The 14,670-nt window shown below is 60.7% G+C and carries 13 protein-coding genes; 8 read left to right on the top strand and 5 right to left on the bottom strand.

Annotation, left to right across the window (positions count from 1 at the left end):
• From RLCC275e_RS31720 to RLCC275e_RS31755, 8 genes are all read left to right on the top strand, one after another.
• Positions 1 to 1,464 carry an aldehyde dehydrogenase gene (locus RLCC275e_RS31720; RefSeq protein ID WP_033184257.1) on the top strand — a complete coding sequence of 488 codons (1,464 nt, stop codon included), beginning with the start codon at positions 1 to 3 and terminating at the stop codon, positions 1,462 to 1,464.
• Between the two features lie 5 nt (positions 1,465 to 1,469).
• Positions 1,470 to 1,793: an NIPSNAP family protein gene (locus tag RLCC275e_RS31725; protein WP_003538302.1), complete on the top strand. Its 324-nt coding sequence runs from the start codon at positions 1,470 to 1,472 to the stop codon at positions 1,791 to 1,793.
• 44 nt (positions 1,794 to 1,837) lie between these two features.
• Positions 1,838 to 2,848 carry an ABC transporter substrate-binding protein gene (locus tag RLCC275e_RS31730; protein WP_033184256.1) on the top strand — a complete coding sequence of 337 codons (1,011 nt, stop codon included), beginning with the start codon at positions 1,838 to 1,840 and terminating at the stop codon, positions 2,846 to 2,848.
• Between the two features lie 113 nt (positions 2,849 to 2,961).
• Positions 2,962 to 3,834, top strand: coding sequence for an ABC transporter permease (locus RLCC275e_RS31735; protein ID WP_033184255.1), 873 nt, complete (start codon positions 2,962 to 2,964; stop codon positions 3,832 to 3,834).
• 1 nt (position 3,835) lies between these two features.
• Positions 3,836 to 4,636, top strand: a complete 801-nt coding sequence (locus RLCC275e_RS31740) for an ABC transporter permease (RefSeq protein ID WP_033184254.1) — start codon at positions 3,836 to 3,838, stop codon at positions 4,634 to 4,636.
• Positions 4,633 to 5,712, top strand: coding sequence for an ABC transporter ATP-binding protein (locus RLCC275e_RS31745; protein ID WP_033184253.1), 1,080 nt, complete (start codon positions 4,633 to 4,635; stop codon positions 5,710 to 5,712). The genes RLCC275e_RS31740 and RLCC275e_RS31745 overlap by 4 nt, the downstream gene beginning before the upstream one ends.
• 10 nt (positions 5,713 to 5,722) lie before the next feature.
• A complete protein-coding gene (locus RLCC275e_RS31750; protein WP_033184252.1) occupies positions 5,723 to 7,177 on the top strand; it encodes an NAD-dependent succinate-semialdehyde dehydrogenase in 1,455 nt (484 codons plus the stop codon).
• A 40-nt stretch (positions 7,178 to 7,217) separates the two neighbouring features.
• On the top strand, positions 7,218 to 8,018 hold the full coding sequence (locus RLCC275e_RS31755; protein WP_033184251.1) for a phosphate/phosphite/phosphonate ABC transporter substrate-binding protein: 801 nt from the start codon (positions 7,218 to 7,220) through the stop codon (positions 8,016 to 8,018).
• A 32-nt stretch (positions 8,019 to 8,050) separates the two neighbouring features.
• Here the strand turns inward: RLCC275e_RS31755 and RLCC275e_RS31760 are convergent, their stop codons facing one another.
• From RLCC275e_RS31760 to RLCC275e_RS31780, 5 genes are read right to left on the bottom strand one after another with little or no spacing between them, the layout of a single operon-like run.
• Positions 8,051 to 9,580, bottom strand: a complete 1,530-nt coding sequence (locus RLCC275e_RS31760) for an FAD-dependent oxidoreductase (RefSeq protein ID WP_033184250.1) — start codon at positions 9,578 to 9,580, stop codon at positions 8,051 to 8,053.
• Positions 9,577 to 10,794, bottom strand: coding sequence for an NAD-dependent epimerase/dehydratase family protein (locus RLCC275e_RS31765; protein ID WP_033184249.1), 1,218 nt, complete (start codon positions 10,792 to 10,794; stop codon positions 9,577 to 9,579). Before RLCC275e_RS31765 ends, RLCC275e_RS31760 begins: the two co-directional genes overlap by 4 nt.
• Before the next feature lie 9 nt (positions 10,795 to 10,803).
• Positions 10,804 to 11,784: a GHMP family kinase ATP-binding protein gene (locus RLCC275e_RS31770; RefSeq protein WP_033184248.1), complete on the bottom strand. Its 981-nt coding sequence runs from the start codon at positions 11,782 to 11,784 to the stop codon at positions 10,804 to 10,806.
• Positions 11,781 to 13,730: an HAD-IIIA family hydrolase gene (locus RLCC275e_RS31775; RefSeq protein WP_033184247.1), complete on the bottom strand. Its 1,950-nt coding sequence runs from the start codon at positions 13,728 to 13,730 to the stop codon at positions 11,781 to 11,783. Before RLCC275e_RS31775 ends, RLCC275e_RS31770 begins: the two co-directional genes overlap by 4 nt.
• Entirely contained in the window at positions 13,720 to 14,661 is a 942-nt protein-coding gene (locus RLCC275e_RS31780) for an NAD-dependent epimerase/dehydratase family protein (protein ID WP_033184246.1), read from the bottom strand. Before RLCC275e_RS31780 ends, RLCC275e_RS31775 begins: the two co-directional genes overlap by 11 nt.
• Positions 14,662 to 14,670: the final 9 nt, after the last annotated feature.

Here is a 14,670-nt window from a genome sequence, read left to right on the forward strand (position 1 = left end):
ATGCGGCGTTTCCAGCACTATATCGACGGCGAATTTTCAGATGGCGAGGCCAGCTATCCGAGTATCGATCCCGCCTCCGGCGCGGTCTGGGCGGAGATGCCCGAAGCGCGCGAGGGCGATGTCGATCGGGCTGTAAAAGCTGCCGACAGGGCGCTTTACGAAGGCCCCTGGCCGAAAATGACGGCCACCCAACGCGGCAAGTTGCTTTACAAGCTGGCCGATCTGGTTGCCGCCAACGCGCAGGTCCTCGCGGAACTGGAGACGCGCGACACCGGCAAGATCATCCGCGAAACCTCGGCGCAGATCGCTTATGTCGCCGAATACTATCGCTACTATGCCGGAATCGCCGACAAGATCGAAGGCGCCTACCTGCCGATCGACAAACCTGACATGGATGTCTGGCTTCGCCGCGAGCCGATCGGCGTCGTTGCGATGGTCGTGCCGTGGAACAGCCAGCTTTTCCTGTCGGCGGTGAAGATCGGCCCGGCGCTGGCGGCCGGCTGCACGATGGTGGTCAAGGCCTCGGAAGACGGGCCGGCGCCGCTTCTCGAATTTGCGCGGCTCGTGCACGAGGCAGGCTTTCCCGCCGGCGTCGTCAATATCATCACCGGTTTCGGCGCCTCCTGCGGCGCCGCCCTCGGCCGGCACCCGAAGGTCGCCCACGTCGCTTTTACCGGCGGCCCTGAAACCGCCCGGCACGTCGTTCGCAACTCGGCCGAAAACCTCGCCTCCACCTCGCTTGAACTTGGCGGCAAGTCGCCGTTCATCGTCTTTGCCGACGCAGATCTCGAGAGCGCTGCCAACGCCCAGGTCGCCGGCATCTTCGCCGCGACAGGGCAGAGCTGCGTTGCCGGATCGCGCCTCATCGTCGAACGCAGCATCAAGGATAAATTCGTTGCCCTGCTGCGCGAGAAGGCGGAGGCAATCCGGATCGGCGCGCCGCTCGATATGGCGACCGAAGTCGGCCCGCTTGCCACCAAGCGCCAGCAGGACAATATCGGCGCCCTCGTCGCCAAGTCGATTGAAAGCGGCGCCCGCCTCGTCACGGGAGGGCGCAAGATCGACGGCGACGGCTATTATTTCCCGCCGACGATTCTCGACTGCGACGGTGTCGCCTCGCCGTCGCTGATCGAGGAATTCTTCGGGCCGGTCCTGTCCGTCGTGTCATTCGAGACGGAGGCCGAGGCGCTGCGGCTCGCCAACGATACCCGTTATGGCCTGGCTTCCGGCGTCTTCACCCAAAACCTGACCCGGGCGCACCGGCTGATGAAGGGGCTCCGTGCCGGGATCGTCTGGGTCAACACCTACCGCGTGGTATCACCGATCGCGCCGTTCGGCGGTTTCAGCCTGTCTGGCCATGGCAGGGAAGGCGGCATGGCCGCGGCGCTCGACTATACCCGCACAAAGACGATCTGGCTCAGGACATCGGACGATCCGATCCCCGATCCCTTCGTGATGAGGTAGCGCCGATGTTTTACGAGATCCGCACCTATCGGCTGAAGAACGGCACGATCCCGCAATATCTCAAGGTCGTCGAGGAAGAGGGGATCGAGATCCAGAAGAGCCATCTCGGCACGCTCGTCGGTTACTTCTTTTCGGAGATCGGGACGATCAACGAGATCGTTCACATCTGGGCCTTTGCGAGCCTGGACGACCGGGAGGCGAGGCGCCAGAGGCTTCTGGCCGATCCCCGGTGGCAGGCCTTTCTGCCCAAGATCCGCGATCTGATCGAAGTGGCGGAAAACAAGATTATGAAGCCAGCTAACTTTTCTCCCAGGAGCGAGGCGCACTGACGGCATAAGGCATACAGGACAAACCAGAACAAGGATAAGGGAACATGAAAACAACATTTGCTGTCGCGGCAGTTGCCGCATTCGTGGCTGTGTCCGGACCGGCGCACGCCGACAACATGGTCTTTTCGAGCTGGGGAGGAACGACCCAGGACGCGCAGAAGGCCGCATGGGCCAGCCCGTTCACGGAGAAGACCGGTATCACCGTCGTACAGGACGGACCGACGGACTACGGCAAGCTCAAGGCGATGGTCGAGGCCGGCCAGGTCACCTGGGACGTGGTCGACGTCGAGGGCGACTATGCCGCCCAGGCCGGCAAGAATGGCCAGCTCGAGAAACTCGATTTCTCCGTCATCGATAAATCCAAGCTCGATCCGCGCTTCGTGACCGACTATTCGGTCGGCAGCTTCTATTATTCCTTCGTGATCGGCTGCAATGCCGATGCCGTCAGCGCCTGCCCGAAGACATGGGCGGACCTGTTCGACACGGCTAAGTTTCCGGGAAAGCGCACATTCTACAAGTGGTCGGCTCCCGGCGTGATCGAAGCGGCGCTGCTTGCCGACGGCGTGGCCGCCGACAAGCTCTATCCGCTTGATCTCGACCGCGCATTCAAGAAGCTCGATACGATCAAATCGGATATCGTCTGGTGGTCGGGCGGCGCACAGTCGCAGCAGCTTCTGGCATCCGCCGAGGCTCCCTTCGGCAGCATTTGGAATGGCCGCATGACCGCGCTTGCGGCGAGCGGTATCAAGACCGAGACCTCATGGGAACAGAACATCACCGCTGCGGATTCGCTCGTCGTGCCGAAGGGTTCGCCGAACGTGGAAGCCGCGATGAAGTTCATTGCAATGGCGACCTCGGCCGAACCGCAGGCCGCCCTTGCAAAAGCCACCGGATATGCGCCAATCAACGTTGACTCGGCCAAGCTGATGGATCCGGAGACGGCTAAGACCCTGCCGGATCAGCAGACGGCCAGCCAGGTGAATGCCGACATGAACTACTGGGCGGACAATCGCGATGCCATCGGCGAGAAGTGGTACGCCTGGCAGGCGAAATAGCCTGAAACTTGAGACGGATGGGCACGGCGAATGTTCGCCGTGCCTCCCGCAGCGCCCGTGCCCGTTTGTACGACCTCGGCGCCTGTGGAAATTGACGGGTGGGAAGGACTGTCATGTCGACATATAGCGATGCCTCCGGCGCAATTGCGCCCCTGCCAAAGGTGCGCAGGGCAACAGGGTTCGGCGGGGTCCTTCCGGCTCTCGCCTTCGTGACGATCTTTTTCATCGCGCCGGTGGCGGTGCTCTTGTTGCGCAGCGTGCTGGAACCTGTTCCGGGCTTTGGAAACTATGCGCAGCTGATCGGATCCGCGACCTATCTCAAGATTTTCGCCAACACCTTCATCGTCTCGGGTCTCGTCACGGTGATTTCGCTGCTGATCGGATTTCCCGTTGCCTGGGCGCTGGCCATCATGCCCAGGCGCCTGACGTCGGTGATCTTTGCCATCCTGCTCCTGTCGATGTGGACCAACCTGCTTGCCCGCACCTACGCCTGGATGGTGCTTTTGCAGCGGACGGGGCTGATCAACAAGATGCTGATTGGAATGGGACTGATCGACAAGCCCTTAGCACTGGTCAACAACCTGACCGGGGTCACCATCGGCATGACCTATATCATGCTGCCCTTCATCATCCTGCCGCTCTACGGCGTGATCAGGAAGATCGACCCGTCGACCCTACAGGCTGCAGCACTTTGCGGCGCCAACCGGTGGCAGTGCCTGACCCGTGTCCTGCTGCCCTTGGCCATGCCCGGCATGGCGGCCGGTGCCCTCATGGTCTTCGTCATGTCGCTTGGTTATTTCGTCACGCCGTCGCTTCTCGGCGGCACCGCGAACATGATGCTCGCAGAGCTGATCGCGCAATTCGTGCAGTCGCTGGTCAACTGGGGAATGGGAGGTGCTGCGGCGCTGGTTCTCCTCGTGGTGACCCTGTCGCTTTATGCCGTACAGTTGCGCTTCGTCGGCAACCAGAACCCGGGAGGGCGTTGACATGTTGCTCAATTTTGACCGCCTCGGCTGGTGGAAATACATCCTGCTGACGATCACGCTTCTGACCGCGGCCTTCCTGCTGCTGCCGATCGTCTTTATCGCGGCGCTCTCCTTCGGCTCTTCGCAGTGGCTGATCTTTCCGCCGCCCGGCTGGACGTTTCAATGGTACAGTGAGCTCTTTGCCGATCCGCGCTGGCTGGAATCGGCCTGGACGAGCTTCAAGATCGCGGTCATCGTGACGATCCTGTCGGTGCTGCTCGGGCTCGTGACCTCCTTCGGGCTGGTGCGCGGATCGTTCCTGTTCCGCGACGCGCTGAAAGCGCTGTTCCTGACGCCGATGATCCTCCCCGTCGTGGTTCTTGCGGTTGCCCTTTATGCCTTCTTCCTGAGGATAGGCCTTGGCGGCACGTTGGTAGGCTTCGTCATTTCGCACCTCGTTCTTGCGCTGCCCTTCTCGATCCTCTCCATCTCAAGTGCGCTGGAGGGCTTCGACAAGTCGATCGAGGATGCGGCGGTTCTCTGCGGCGCCTCGCCTCTGGAAGCAAAGATCAGGGTCACCCTGCCTGCGATCAGCCATGGGCTGTTTTCGGCGGCCGTCTTCTCGTTCCTGACATCCTGGGACGAGGTGGTGGTGGCGATCTTCATGTCCAGCCCGACCCTGCAGACGCTGCCGGTAAAAGTATGGGCGACGCTGCGGCAGGACCTGACGCCCGTTGTCGCTGCGGCGTCGACCCTTCTCATCCTTTTGACGATCATCTTGATGGCGCTGGTTGCCGTCGTGCGTAAGGTACTGAAACAATGAAAGAACCATTCCTTCAGATCCACGGAATACGCAAGGAATACGGCCCTGTCGTCGCCGTTCACGACGTCAATCTCGACGTTCGGCGCGGGGAGTTCCTGACCTTTCTCGGACCGTCCGGATCTGGGAAAAGCACCACCCTCTACATCCTGGCCGGTTTTGAAACTCCGACGAAAGGCGACATCACGCTGGAGGGCAAGACCCTGCTCGACACGCCGTCGCACAAGCGCAACATCGGCATGGTGTTCCAGCGCTACACCCTGTTTCCGCATCTGACGGTGGGCGAAAACATCGCATTCCCGCTGAAGGTCAGGCGCAAGTCCAAGGCCGAGGTCGACAGCAAGGTGAAGGAGATGCTGCGCCTCGTCAGGCTCGAAGGCTTCGAGGATCGCAAGCCCGCACAAATGTCCGGCGGCCAGCAGCAGCGTGTCGCCCTTGCCAGAGCCCTTGCCTATGATCCGCCGGTGCTTCTGATGGACGAGCCGCTATCGGCGCTCGACAAGAAGCTGCGCGAGGAAATCCAGCATGAGATACGCCGGATCCATCAGCAGACCGAAGTAACGATCCTCTATGTCACGCACGACCAGGAGGAGGCGCTGCGGCTCTCCGACCGCATCGCCGTCTTTTCCAAGGGCGTCATCGACCAGATCGGGACAGGCCCGGAACTCTACGCCAATCCGCGGACCCGCTTCGTTGCAGAATTCATCGGCGACAGCGACTTCATTTCATGCGACCTGCTGTCATCCTCCGATGGGCAGGCCACCATTTCGCTTGGCGGCGGGAGCGTCTTCAATCATATTCCGGTGCATGGAAAAGGAACCTCCGGGACGAGGGCAGCCCTGATGCTGAGGCCTGAGCGCATTCGATTGTCGCGAAACCAGGCGGCGGGAGCGGGTCTTGCCGCGACGGTCAGCGACATTACCTTCCTCGGCAACAATATTCACGTCTCGACCGAGACGGCGACGGGCGAGGCACTGGCGGTACGCCTGCCGTTCGGTCACGAGGCTATCGCGGGGCTCAGCCGTGGCGATATAGTCCATCTGAATTTCGATCCCGGTGCCGCTCACGTATTCTGTTGAAAGTTGTCATATGAAGCTCAATGATCCCTCGCTGTTCCGTCAGGCATGCCCAATCGCCGATCGCTGGATCGAAGCGGAAGGCCGCAAGGCGGCGACGATCCGCAATCCGGCGACAGGCGAGGCGCTGGGGGTGGTCCCCGACCTCGGTGCGGCGGAAACGGAGGACGCCATTCGCGCCGCGGTGATTGCCCAGAAGCTTTGGGCGAAGAAGACCGCCGGGGAGCGCGCCGCCGTTCTCAAGGCATGGCACCGGCTGATTATCGAAAACCACGACGATCTGGCGATGATCCTGACGCTGGAGCAGGGAAAACCCCTGGCCGAAGCCAAGGGGGAGATCACCTATGGTGCGAGCTTCATCGAATGGTTCGCCGAAGAGGCGAGACGCATCAACGGCGAGACCATCCCGGGACATCAGGCCGACAAAAGGATCCTCGTTCTGCGCCAGCCGGCAGGCGTGGTGGCGGCGATCACGCCCTGGAACTTTCCGAACGCGATGATCACCCGCAAGATTGGCCCCGCGCTGGCCGCCGGCTGTGCCGTCGTTCTCAAGCCGGCGCTGCAGACGCCATTCTCCGCAATTGCGATCGCCGTTCTCGGTGAGCGTGCCGGCCTGCCGCCGGGGCTTCTCAACATCGTCACGGGCGACGCAGCGGCAATTGGCGGGGCGCTGACGGCAAGCCGTGATGTTCGGGTCCTGACATTCACCGGCTCCACCCGGACGGGCGAGCTGCTTTACCGGCAATGCGCGCCGACGATCAAAAAGCTCGGCCTCGAACTTGGCGGCAATGCGCCCTTCATTGTGTTCGACGACGCTGATCTCGACGCTGCCGTCGAAGGCGCGCTCATCGCCAAGTTCCGCAACAACGGCCAGACCTGCGTCTGCGCCAATCGGCTTTATGTCCAGGATGGCGTCTACGAGGCGTTTGCCGCCAAGCTCGCCGCGGCGGTTTCGGGCTTGAAGGTCGGCAATGGTCTCGACCGTGACGTGGTGCTCGGCCCGCTCATCGACGACAACGCCGTCGCCAAGGTTGAAAGCCATATCAGCGATGCCGTTACAAAGGGTGCCGGGATCGTCTTAGGCGGCAAGCGTCACGCGCTTGGCGGCCATTTCTTCGAGCCGACAATCCTGCGCGATGTCGCTGCCGGCATGCAGGTCGCTCGCGAGGAAACCTTCGGGCCGCTTGCACCGCTTTTTCGTTTCCGCGACGAGCAGGACGTCATCGAACAGGCAAACGACACCGAGTTCGGGCTTGCTTCGTATTTTTACGCCCGCGATCTGTCGCGGGTATTTCGTGTGGCCGAAGCGCTCGAATATGGGATGGTCGGCGTCAATACCGGTCTTGTCTCCACAGCCGAGGCTCCATTCGGCGGTGTGAAAATGTCAGGTCTCGGCCGCGAAGGGTCAAGGCACGGGTTGGACGAATATACCGAGCTCAAATATGTATGCCTCGGCGGCATTGCCTGATCTAGTCGATGCTTGCGCCTCGTCGCAGGGAAAGACCAGAATGCCTCTCGTCAGCATCGCCATGTATGTCACATCGGAGCCGCTCGCAGATGCGACGGCTGAGCTATGGTCGTTCCTCCGGCACTATCTCTCGAATGCCGGCCTCGGGGGGTTGCCTGAAAAGCTCGATCGGACGGTTCCCTACGACGAAGCCTGGCTGAGGCCGGATCTTCTTCTCTCGCAGGCATGCGGCTATCCCTTTGTCAGGAGCCTGCGAGGCAGGGTCCGCCTGGTGGCGACGCCGATCTATGGCCATCCCGGCTGCGACGGTCCGCTGATGCGCAGCTTCATCATCGTCCGCAAGGATTCTCCGCTTCGCTCGCTGGAGGATTTGCGCGGCACCTCGGCTGCGATCAACAGCCCCGACAGCAATTCCGGCAGCAACCTCTTTCGCGCGGCAGTCTCGCCGCTTGCCGGCGACGGCCGCTTCTTCGGCCGGATTATCGAAACCGGCAGCCACCGCGGCAGCATCACCGCCGTTGTCGAAGGCAGGGCGGAGAGTGCCGCCATCGATTGCGTCACCTATGCGAATATTCGCCGCTTCGATCCCGGCCATCTCCAAGCGGTCCGCATCATCGCCGAAACGCCCAAAGGCCCCGGTCTGCCCTTCATCACCTCCGGCGATGCATCGGAGGAGACAGTCATTCTGCTGCGAAATGCGCTTAGCGCCGCCATCAAGGAGCCATCGCTGGCTGCCATGCGCGCCACGCTCGGCCTCATTGATTTTTCAGTGCTTTCCGAAGCCGACTACGAGCCGCTCTTGTCGCTCGCCGGCGATGCATTGCCGCAATTGAGAGCTTGAACGGCAGACGAATTTTTCCCGCGTGTTCTTGTTCAGAGCGCCGGCTTTGCTTCCGTTGCGGCGAGGCGGTGGGCGACGCGGTCGGCATTGGCCATGATCGTCATCGTGATGTATTTCGAGGATAAATCAGGAATAATCGAACCGTCGACGATGTAGAGGCCGGGGTGGTGATTCAATTCGCCGTCCGAAGAGGTGCCGAATGCCCCGGTTGCGCCCATAGGCAAAGTGCCGGCGAAATGCGCATCGATACCCGGCTCTGCCAGCGATGCGCCCGGGAGCTGAATGAGTCCCAATCGTTTCCATTCACGGCGGAGCGCATTTTTCAAAGCCTCGGCGCGAAGGCCAAAACCTTCTGCGAAGCCGCCGCTGACCGTCAGGCGCTTTCCCATCGCTGCATCTCGGTGGATGTAGCTCCGGCTTTGATCACCGGGGTAGTAGATCGTCGCCACCAGGAGGCTGCTGGCGATAGTCTCGAATGCGGCGCGACCGGCCTTTCGGCCGAGCGGCATCCTGTTGATGAAGCTCTGCGCTGGCAGGGAACCGACTTCATAGATCGCTCCCGTCACGTAATCGGATGCGCCGCTGCCGTAGCGCAGAGATAAGCCAAGTTGCGCAAGGCTGTGCGTCGGCGTCGGCGAACGCGACAGTCTTGTGGGGCAGAGCAGGGGAACGGCCAGCGTGGGGCTATTCAAGAGACGCAGTCCCTGCTCGCCAAGCGGCAGGAGATCGGCCAGCAGGGCAGCCGTTCCAAGGACTCCTGCGGCCAGAATTATCCTCGGTGCGGAAAATGACGATCCGTCTGCCGTTCCGACTGTCCAGCGCGAGCTGCGTGTCAACGAGACGGCCCGCATGTTATCGAGCAAACGAAAATGCGGAGACTTTCGCAACAGAAGCAGATCCTGCCTGCTGTCATAGATCGCGCCGCTCGGGCAGCCATAGAGACAGTCGCCGCGCAGATCGCATGCCGCCCGGCCGGGCCTCGCCTCCGAAAGTATGGCATTGATGGCGGGAAAAAGTCGGAACGATCCATCAGCCGGCTTTGCGGCCTGGTGCCGATGGAGAACATGGGCCGCTGTCGCTCCAAGTGGCAGGACGGGCTCACTGTCAGCGCCTGTCGCAGAATCCGCATTCCTGCTGATGCCGATGCGCTTGGCGACATGCTCATAGGATCTCTGCAAGGAGGCGATGTCTATCGGCCAAGCCGCGATGTCCTCGGCATCGAGATAGCTGATTTGCGCTCCCCAGATATTGGAGAGACCGCCGCGGGCAAGGCTGCCGATTGGGAAGAAGCCGTTGCCGGTTATGCCGGATTGGTCTCGAAAAGATTCGAGAATTCCTCGTGCAGCAGGGGTCTGCAATTTCGGCGAACTTCCATCGTCCGTTCGCAGCGATTCCAGATTGCTTCCGAGGACGCGGACGCTGCGGCTTTCCTCCTGCGATCCGGCATCATCCCCGCCGTCCAGCATCAGAACGCGGCGTCCGGCCGCTATCAGAGGAAACGCAGCGGAGACGCCGGCAGGTCCACTGCCGATGATGATGAAGTCGGCGTCCGGCGCATTCATCGATATCTCCCCGCTAAAAGCGCGCGGAGCGGAAAGAGCAAGACATCGCTGGAAATCGCCAGTATCGCGCCGAAAAATCCGGCCTTTTTTCCCGGGCGCCTTTCCGGTTCGCTCGCGAGGTCGGCCAAATAAAGGGCCTGCGCGAGGCGATGCCGTGTTCGATTGGCCGGCGGTTCAAAGAGGGCCAGCAAACCAGGATGCCGGATCATTGCCGGGGAGAGGCCAAGCGGCGACAATCCCTCACGCCGCAGCCCTTCGCAAAGCCGCTGCAGCTGTATTTCGGTGGGCGCGATGCCTAAATATCGCAGCAGGGCCTGTGCCTCACTTCGCGATTGCTCCTCGTCTGTCTGGTCGAATTCCCCGGCAAGCGCGGTCGCCGGGTCAGACAGGTTCAACTTCAGGAGCCTGAGGCTCTCGCCGCTCTCCATCGGTGCGGCGCCTGCAAGCCCCAAGACGCGTTCCGGATCGACCGTGGGAATCAACGGGAGAAGTTTCGTCATGCGGCAAGCGAGGAGTGCGGCGGTCAGCGGAACCGGTATGAAATGAAGGTTGCCCTTACCCTGGGCACGGCGGAGAATTCTGAGCCAGGCCGCAAAGCTTATGGGCTTTTCCTGCGCCAGCACAAATGTCTGCAGCGGTTGGTTTTCTCCGGTCGCCAGCGCCAACAGGCCTGCGGCCACTTCGTCGAGATGAATGGGCTGAACTTTTCGGCTGAGCCCTATCATTGGCAGGATTGGACTGAGTGCCGCCAATTTCGCCATCAGGCCGTACATCGCAGTGCGCGGGCCGCCATAAACGAGCCCTATTCGCGCAATTCTGACGATTGGTGCTGCCTTGCTGCTAGCCAAATGGTCTTCGATCCTGAACTTGGTCCGGCCGTAGACATTAAGCGCCACTTTTCTGGACGAGGTGGACGAGGCAAAAACGAAGCGCGGCACGCCGGCTGCCTTTGCCGCTTCCGCCAGCTTCAAGGTGCCTGATATATTGACGTTTTCTTCTTCGGCCGCCTCCGGCGGAGTAGCCCAGGAATGAGCGAGATGAACGACGGCAACGCCGCCCTCCAGATCGGACGCGGCAGGCTCATCGCCAATGCGCCACGTCGCGCCGGGCCGCCGGCCCAGCTCGACCACGTCGAAGCCGCGCTCACGCGCCATCGCGACAAGTCTTGCACCGATATAGCCGGTCGATCCGGTGATGATGAGACGTGGTGCCATTCACACTCTCTACTGTGCAAAAGCGATGCGCGCGCCGCTCCAGTCAAAACGAAACTCGATTTCCTTCAGCTGCGACAGCGCTTGCCGCACCTTTTCCTGACGATCTTTGGGGCAATAGAGAACGAGGAAGCCGCCTCCGCCTGCACCCGCAAGCTTGCCACCGATTGCGCCGGCAGCACGTGCTGCCCCGTAAAACTCGTCGATCGCGCTGTTGGTAATCTTCGATGTCAGCGATCTTTTCATCATCCATCCGCGATGCAGGGCTTCGCCGAACGCACCGAGATCTCCACCCATCAGGATGTCACGCATTTCGTAACTCAACTGCACCATGCGCTCGACGGTCCGGAATTTTTCCTCGTCGGCCTCCATGGCTTGCACCTGCGTCGACAGCACCGAGCGCGTATCGCGCTGGCTTCCTGTGAAAAACAGCAGGATGTTGCTCTCGAGTTCCGCCATCTTTTCGGAGCTGAGAACGACGGGCTGGACGTTGACGCTGCCGTTGGAATTAAATTCGATGAAGTTCAATCCTCCGTGTGCGGCCGCATATTGGTCCTGCTTGCCTATCGGCTCCTTCAGAATGTCGATTTCGAGCTTGCAGGCTTCTTCCGCCAACTGATCCTTGGAGGCAAAGCGCGACCTGTGGGCGTAAAGCGCATTGATCAGCGCCACGGAAAAGGAACTGGATGATCCCAAGCCGGTCCCCGAAGGAATGTCGGCGACCGAAGCAACTTCGATGCCAGGCTCGAGCTGATGCATCCGCAGAGCCTCGCGCAGCAGCGGATGCGCGATCTCCTCAAGGGTGTCGGCGAGCTCGGTGCGTGTATATTTGAGGTGATACTTCTTTTCGTTGAAATAGCTATGCACGATAACGAAGCTGTACTTGGCGATCGCGCAAGACAATACCGCGCCCGCCTGACGGCGGTAGTAGGACGCTATGTCAGAGCCGCCTCCGGCGAAGCTGACCCGAAAAGGTGCGGATGAAACGATCAAAGGATTGCCTCCTCAAGATTGATGACGATATCGGCCGATGCCCGCTGCAGATCGATCTTGGGCCACTCGTCTTGAATTCGCGATGCCCAGAGCCCGTCGGTCGCTGCTGCCGTGAGGCCTTTCCAGGCGTAAAAATTGTGAAAGCGGGTGAGCAAAGTCTGTTGTGACGCTTCGACAAACACAGCCATATCGACATCTTCGCGGATCGACCTGTGTCCGGCAAAGATGCCGTCCAGCAGAATGACCTCGGCGTCACGCGCATCATAGGTGGTCGTACCCTTGCGCTGACCACGGCTTGCCGCTTCGTAACCGGGCGCCTCGACCAGTCCGGATCGACGCAGCGTGCTGACGATCTCAGGATAGACTTCGACCCTGTTGCGTTGTTCCGCAGTCATATCAGGGCGGCGATATTCGAGCGGCAGTATCCAGCGATCGAGTTCCAGCCTCAGCACCCGGCGTCCCGATTCCGAGAGCATACGCTCAAGCGCATGCGCAAACGTGCTTTTCCCGGAGCGGGAACGGCCGCAGATGCTGACGAGCAGCGGACCTGCTTTACTTGGAAGACGTTGATGAATGGCTCCGGACAGCCCTTGCCCGATATCTTGATAACTGCATTGAAAGTGAACGGCGTCATAGACCGTGTCGAAGACAAGATCAGCACGGGGAATATCTGCCTCCGCGGCAGGATAGCTCTTTTCATCCCGCAGGCCATAACCCGTTCGGACCCCATAGGCCCAGATGCCTGCCTTGCGGGCCGCACCTATATCGCGCAGGCTGTCTCCGATGATGACGGATTTCGACTTTTCGACCGGCAATTCCGTCATTGCCTGGCGGATCATCAGATCGCCCGGTTTGCGGCATGCACAATTGATCTTGAGTTCCGGGATCTCATTGGGAAATCCTTTGTCCGGATGGTGCGGACAAAAATAGATACGGTCCAGGACGCCGCCATCTTCGGCAAGCTCGGCCTCCAGGCGACCAAGAACATGATCCAGGCTGGATTCATCGAGCAGGCCTTTGGCGACCTGCGGCCTGTTGGTGACTGCAACCGTCAGGAAACCGGCCTCGCGGGCGAGCCGCACCGCTTGGCCGGCTCGGCCGATCAGCTTCACCTGGTCGGGATGTATAATGCCATGGCCGCCGACATCTTCGTTGAGCACGCCATCGCAATCGAAAAATACCGCGGGTCTTCTAACTGACAGATGCACCGCATGAACCCGGTCTTGCCGAAGGTCCTCCTCCGCGGCAGCGTGGCGGTTCGGCGAGCCGGTATCCTTGATGTATTCCGGCGTATCGTAAATCGCGATCGGAATGGAACGCTCGAGGAGATCGGGAATAACGTCGTGAATCATGTCGGCCGTATTGCCCGGCACCAGCGCCTCAAAAAATTGGTCTGAGGCTACGTACAAACCGGCCGGCACCAGATTGCGCCAATCCGCATTGCGGTGCGTTTTGCGAGGTAACAGGCGCTGGAGATAACCGCTCTTCTGGACGACGAGATCGGATGTGCGGGGATGATCGTTGGGGTGAGCGATGATGGTCAGAGCGGCTGGAAATTGATGACGGTGACGCGCCAGTGTCGCCAGATCGATGTCAAAAAGCATGTCGCCGTAGACGATCAGTACGTCGCCTGATGTCGTGTCCAAAGTCGTCAAGCAGCCTGCTGTGCCGAGCGGAGACGTCTCGACGAAGACCTCGATCTTGATGCCGAGCTTTTCAGCTTCCGGCGCAAGAGCAGGTTGCAGCTGGCCGCCAAGGTGACCACCAAGGACGCGCACATGTTGAACACCTTCGCGGGCCAGCACACGAATCTGCCTGAGAATGATCGGGACACCACCGAGCGGCAAAAGGGCCTTCGGAATGGCATCGGCTGTCATGCTGCGAGCACGCGTTCCAAGGCCCCCGGCAATAATGACGGCCTGGCGAATTGCGTCTTCAGAACCCATTCGCCAGGATCCGCTCGACGGCAAGTTCAACGGCCTCGGTTGATTTTCGGCGTGGGGACCAGCCCAACGCGACGAGCCGGCTTATGTCGTAGCTGAAGCGCGGCACATCGCCCAGCCAGCCGCGGTCCTCGCTGCCGTATTCGATGGCGGCTCCGGCTGCGACCTTCGAGACCACGATCTCGGCGATATCCCGAACGGACGTTTCACCGATGCCGCTGGCATGAAATACTTCATAGGCGCCGGGTGCCTTGTCCCATGCGAGGAGAATCGCATCCACCAGGTCGCCGACATAGAGATATGGCTTTGTCTGCATTCCGTTGCCGAGCACCTGGAGTCTCTTCGGATCAGCCTTCAACCTGTTGATGAAGTCGTAGATCGCTCCATGCGTCGAGCGCTCCCCAACGACATTCGGAAAACGCAGCACCAGTGTCTTGATGCCGAATGACAGCGCATAGACGGACAGATAGGCTTCGGCGGCAAGCTTGCTGGCGCCATAGAATGAGATCGGCCGCAAAGGACCGTGATTTTCGCCGATATTCCCTTCAGCTTCGCCGAACACGGCGGAAGTACTGGCGAAGAAAAGCCTGTCGATCCCATGCTTGCGCATGATGGCCAGCAGCGTCGTCGTCGTCAGCTGGTTCAGCCGGAGGTCCAGTTCCGCATTGGCATTGCCAGCGGCAATATCGGAATTGGCGGCGAGATGAAAAACAGCGTCGGGGCGGTCCGCCGCAATGAGCTGATCCATGCCTTCCCGATCGAGCATATCCAGCTCATGGAAGCGAAAATCCGATCGGTCCAGCAGATGGTCTATGTTCCGGATGCGGCCAAGATGAAGATTGTCGATAGCGGTTACCCGATAACCCTTTTCCACAAGGCGATCGCAGAGATGGCTGCCGATAAATCCGGCCCCTCCTGTTACCAAGGCATGCATGTCGGCAGC

The organism is Rhizobium brockwellii (assembly GCF_000769405.2).
GTDB classification, from domain to species: Bacteria; Pseudomonadota; Alphaproteobacteria; order Rhizobiales; family Rhizobiaceae; genus Rhizobium; species Rhizobium brockwellii.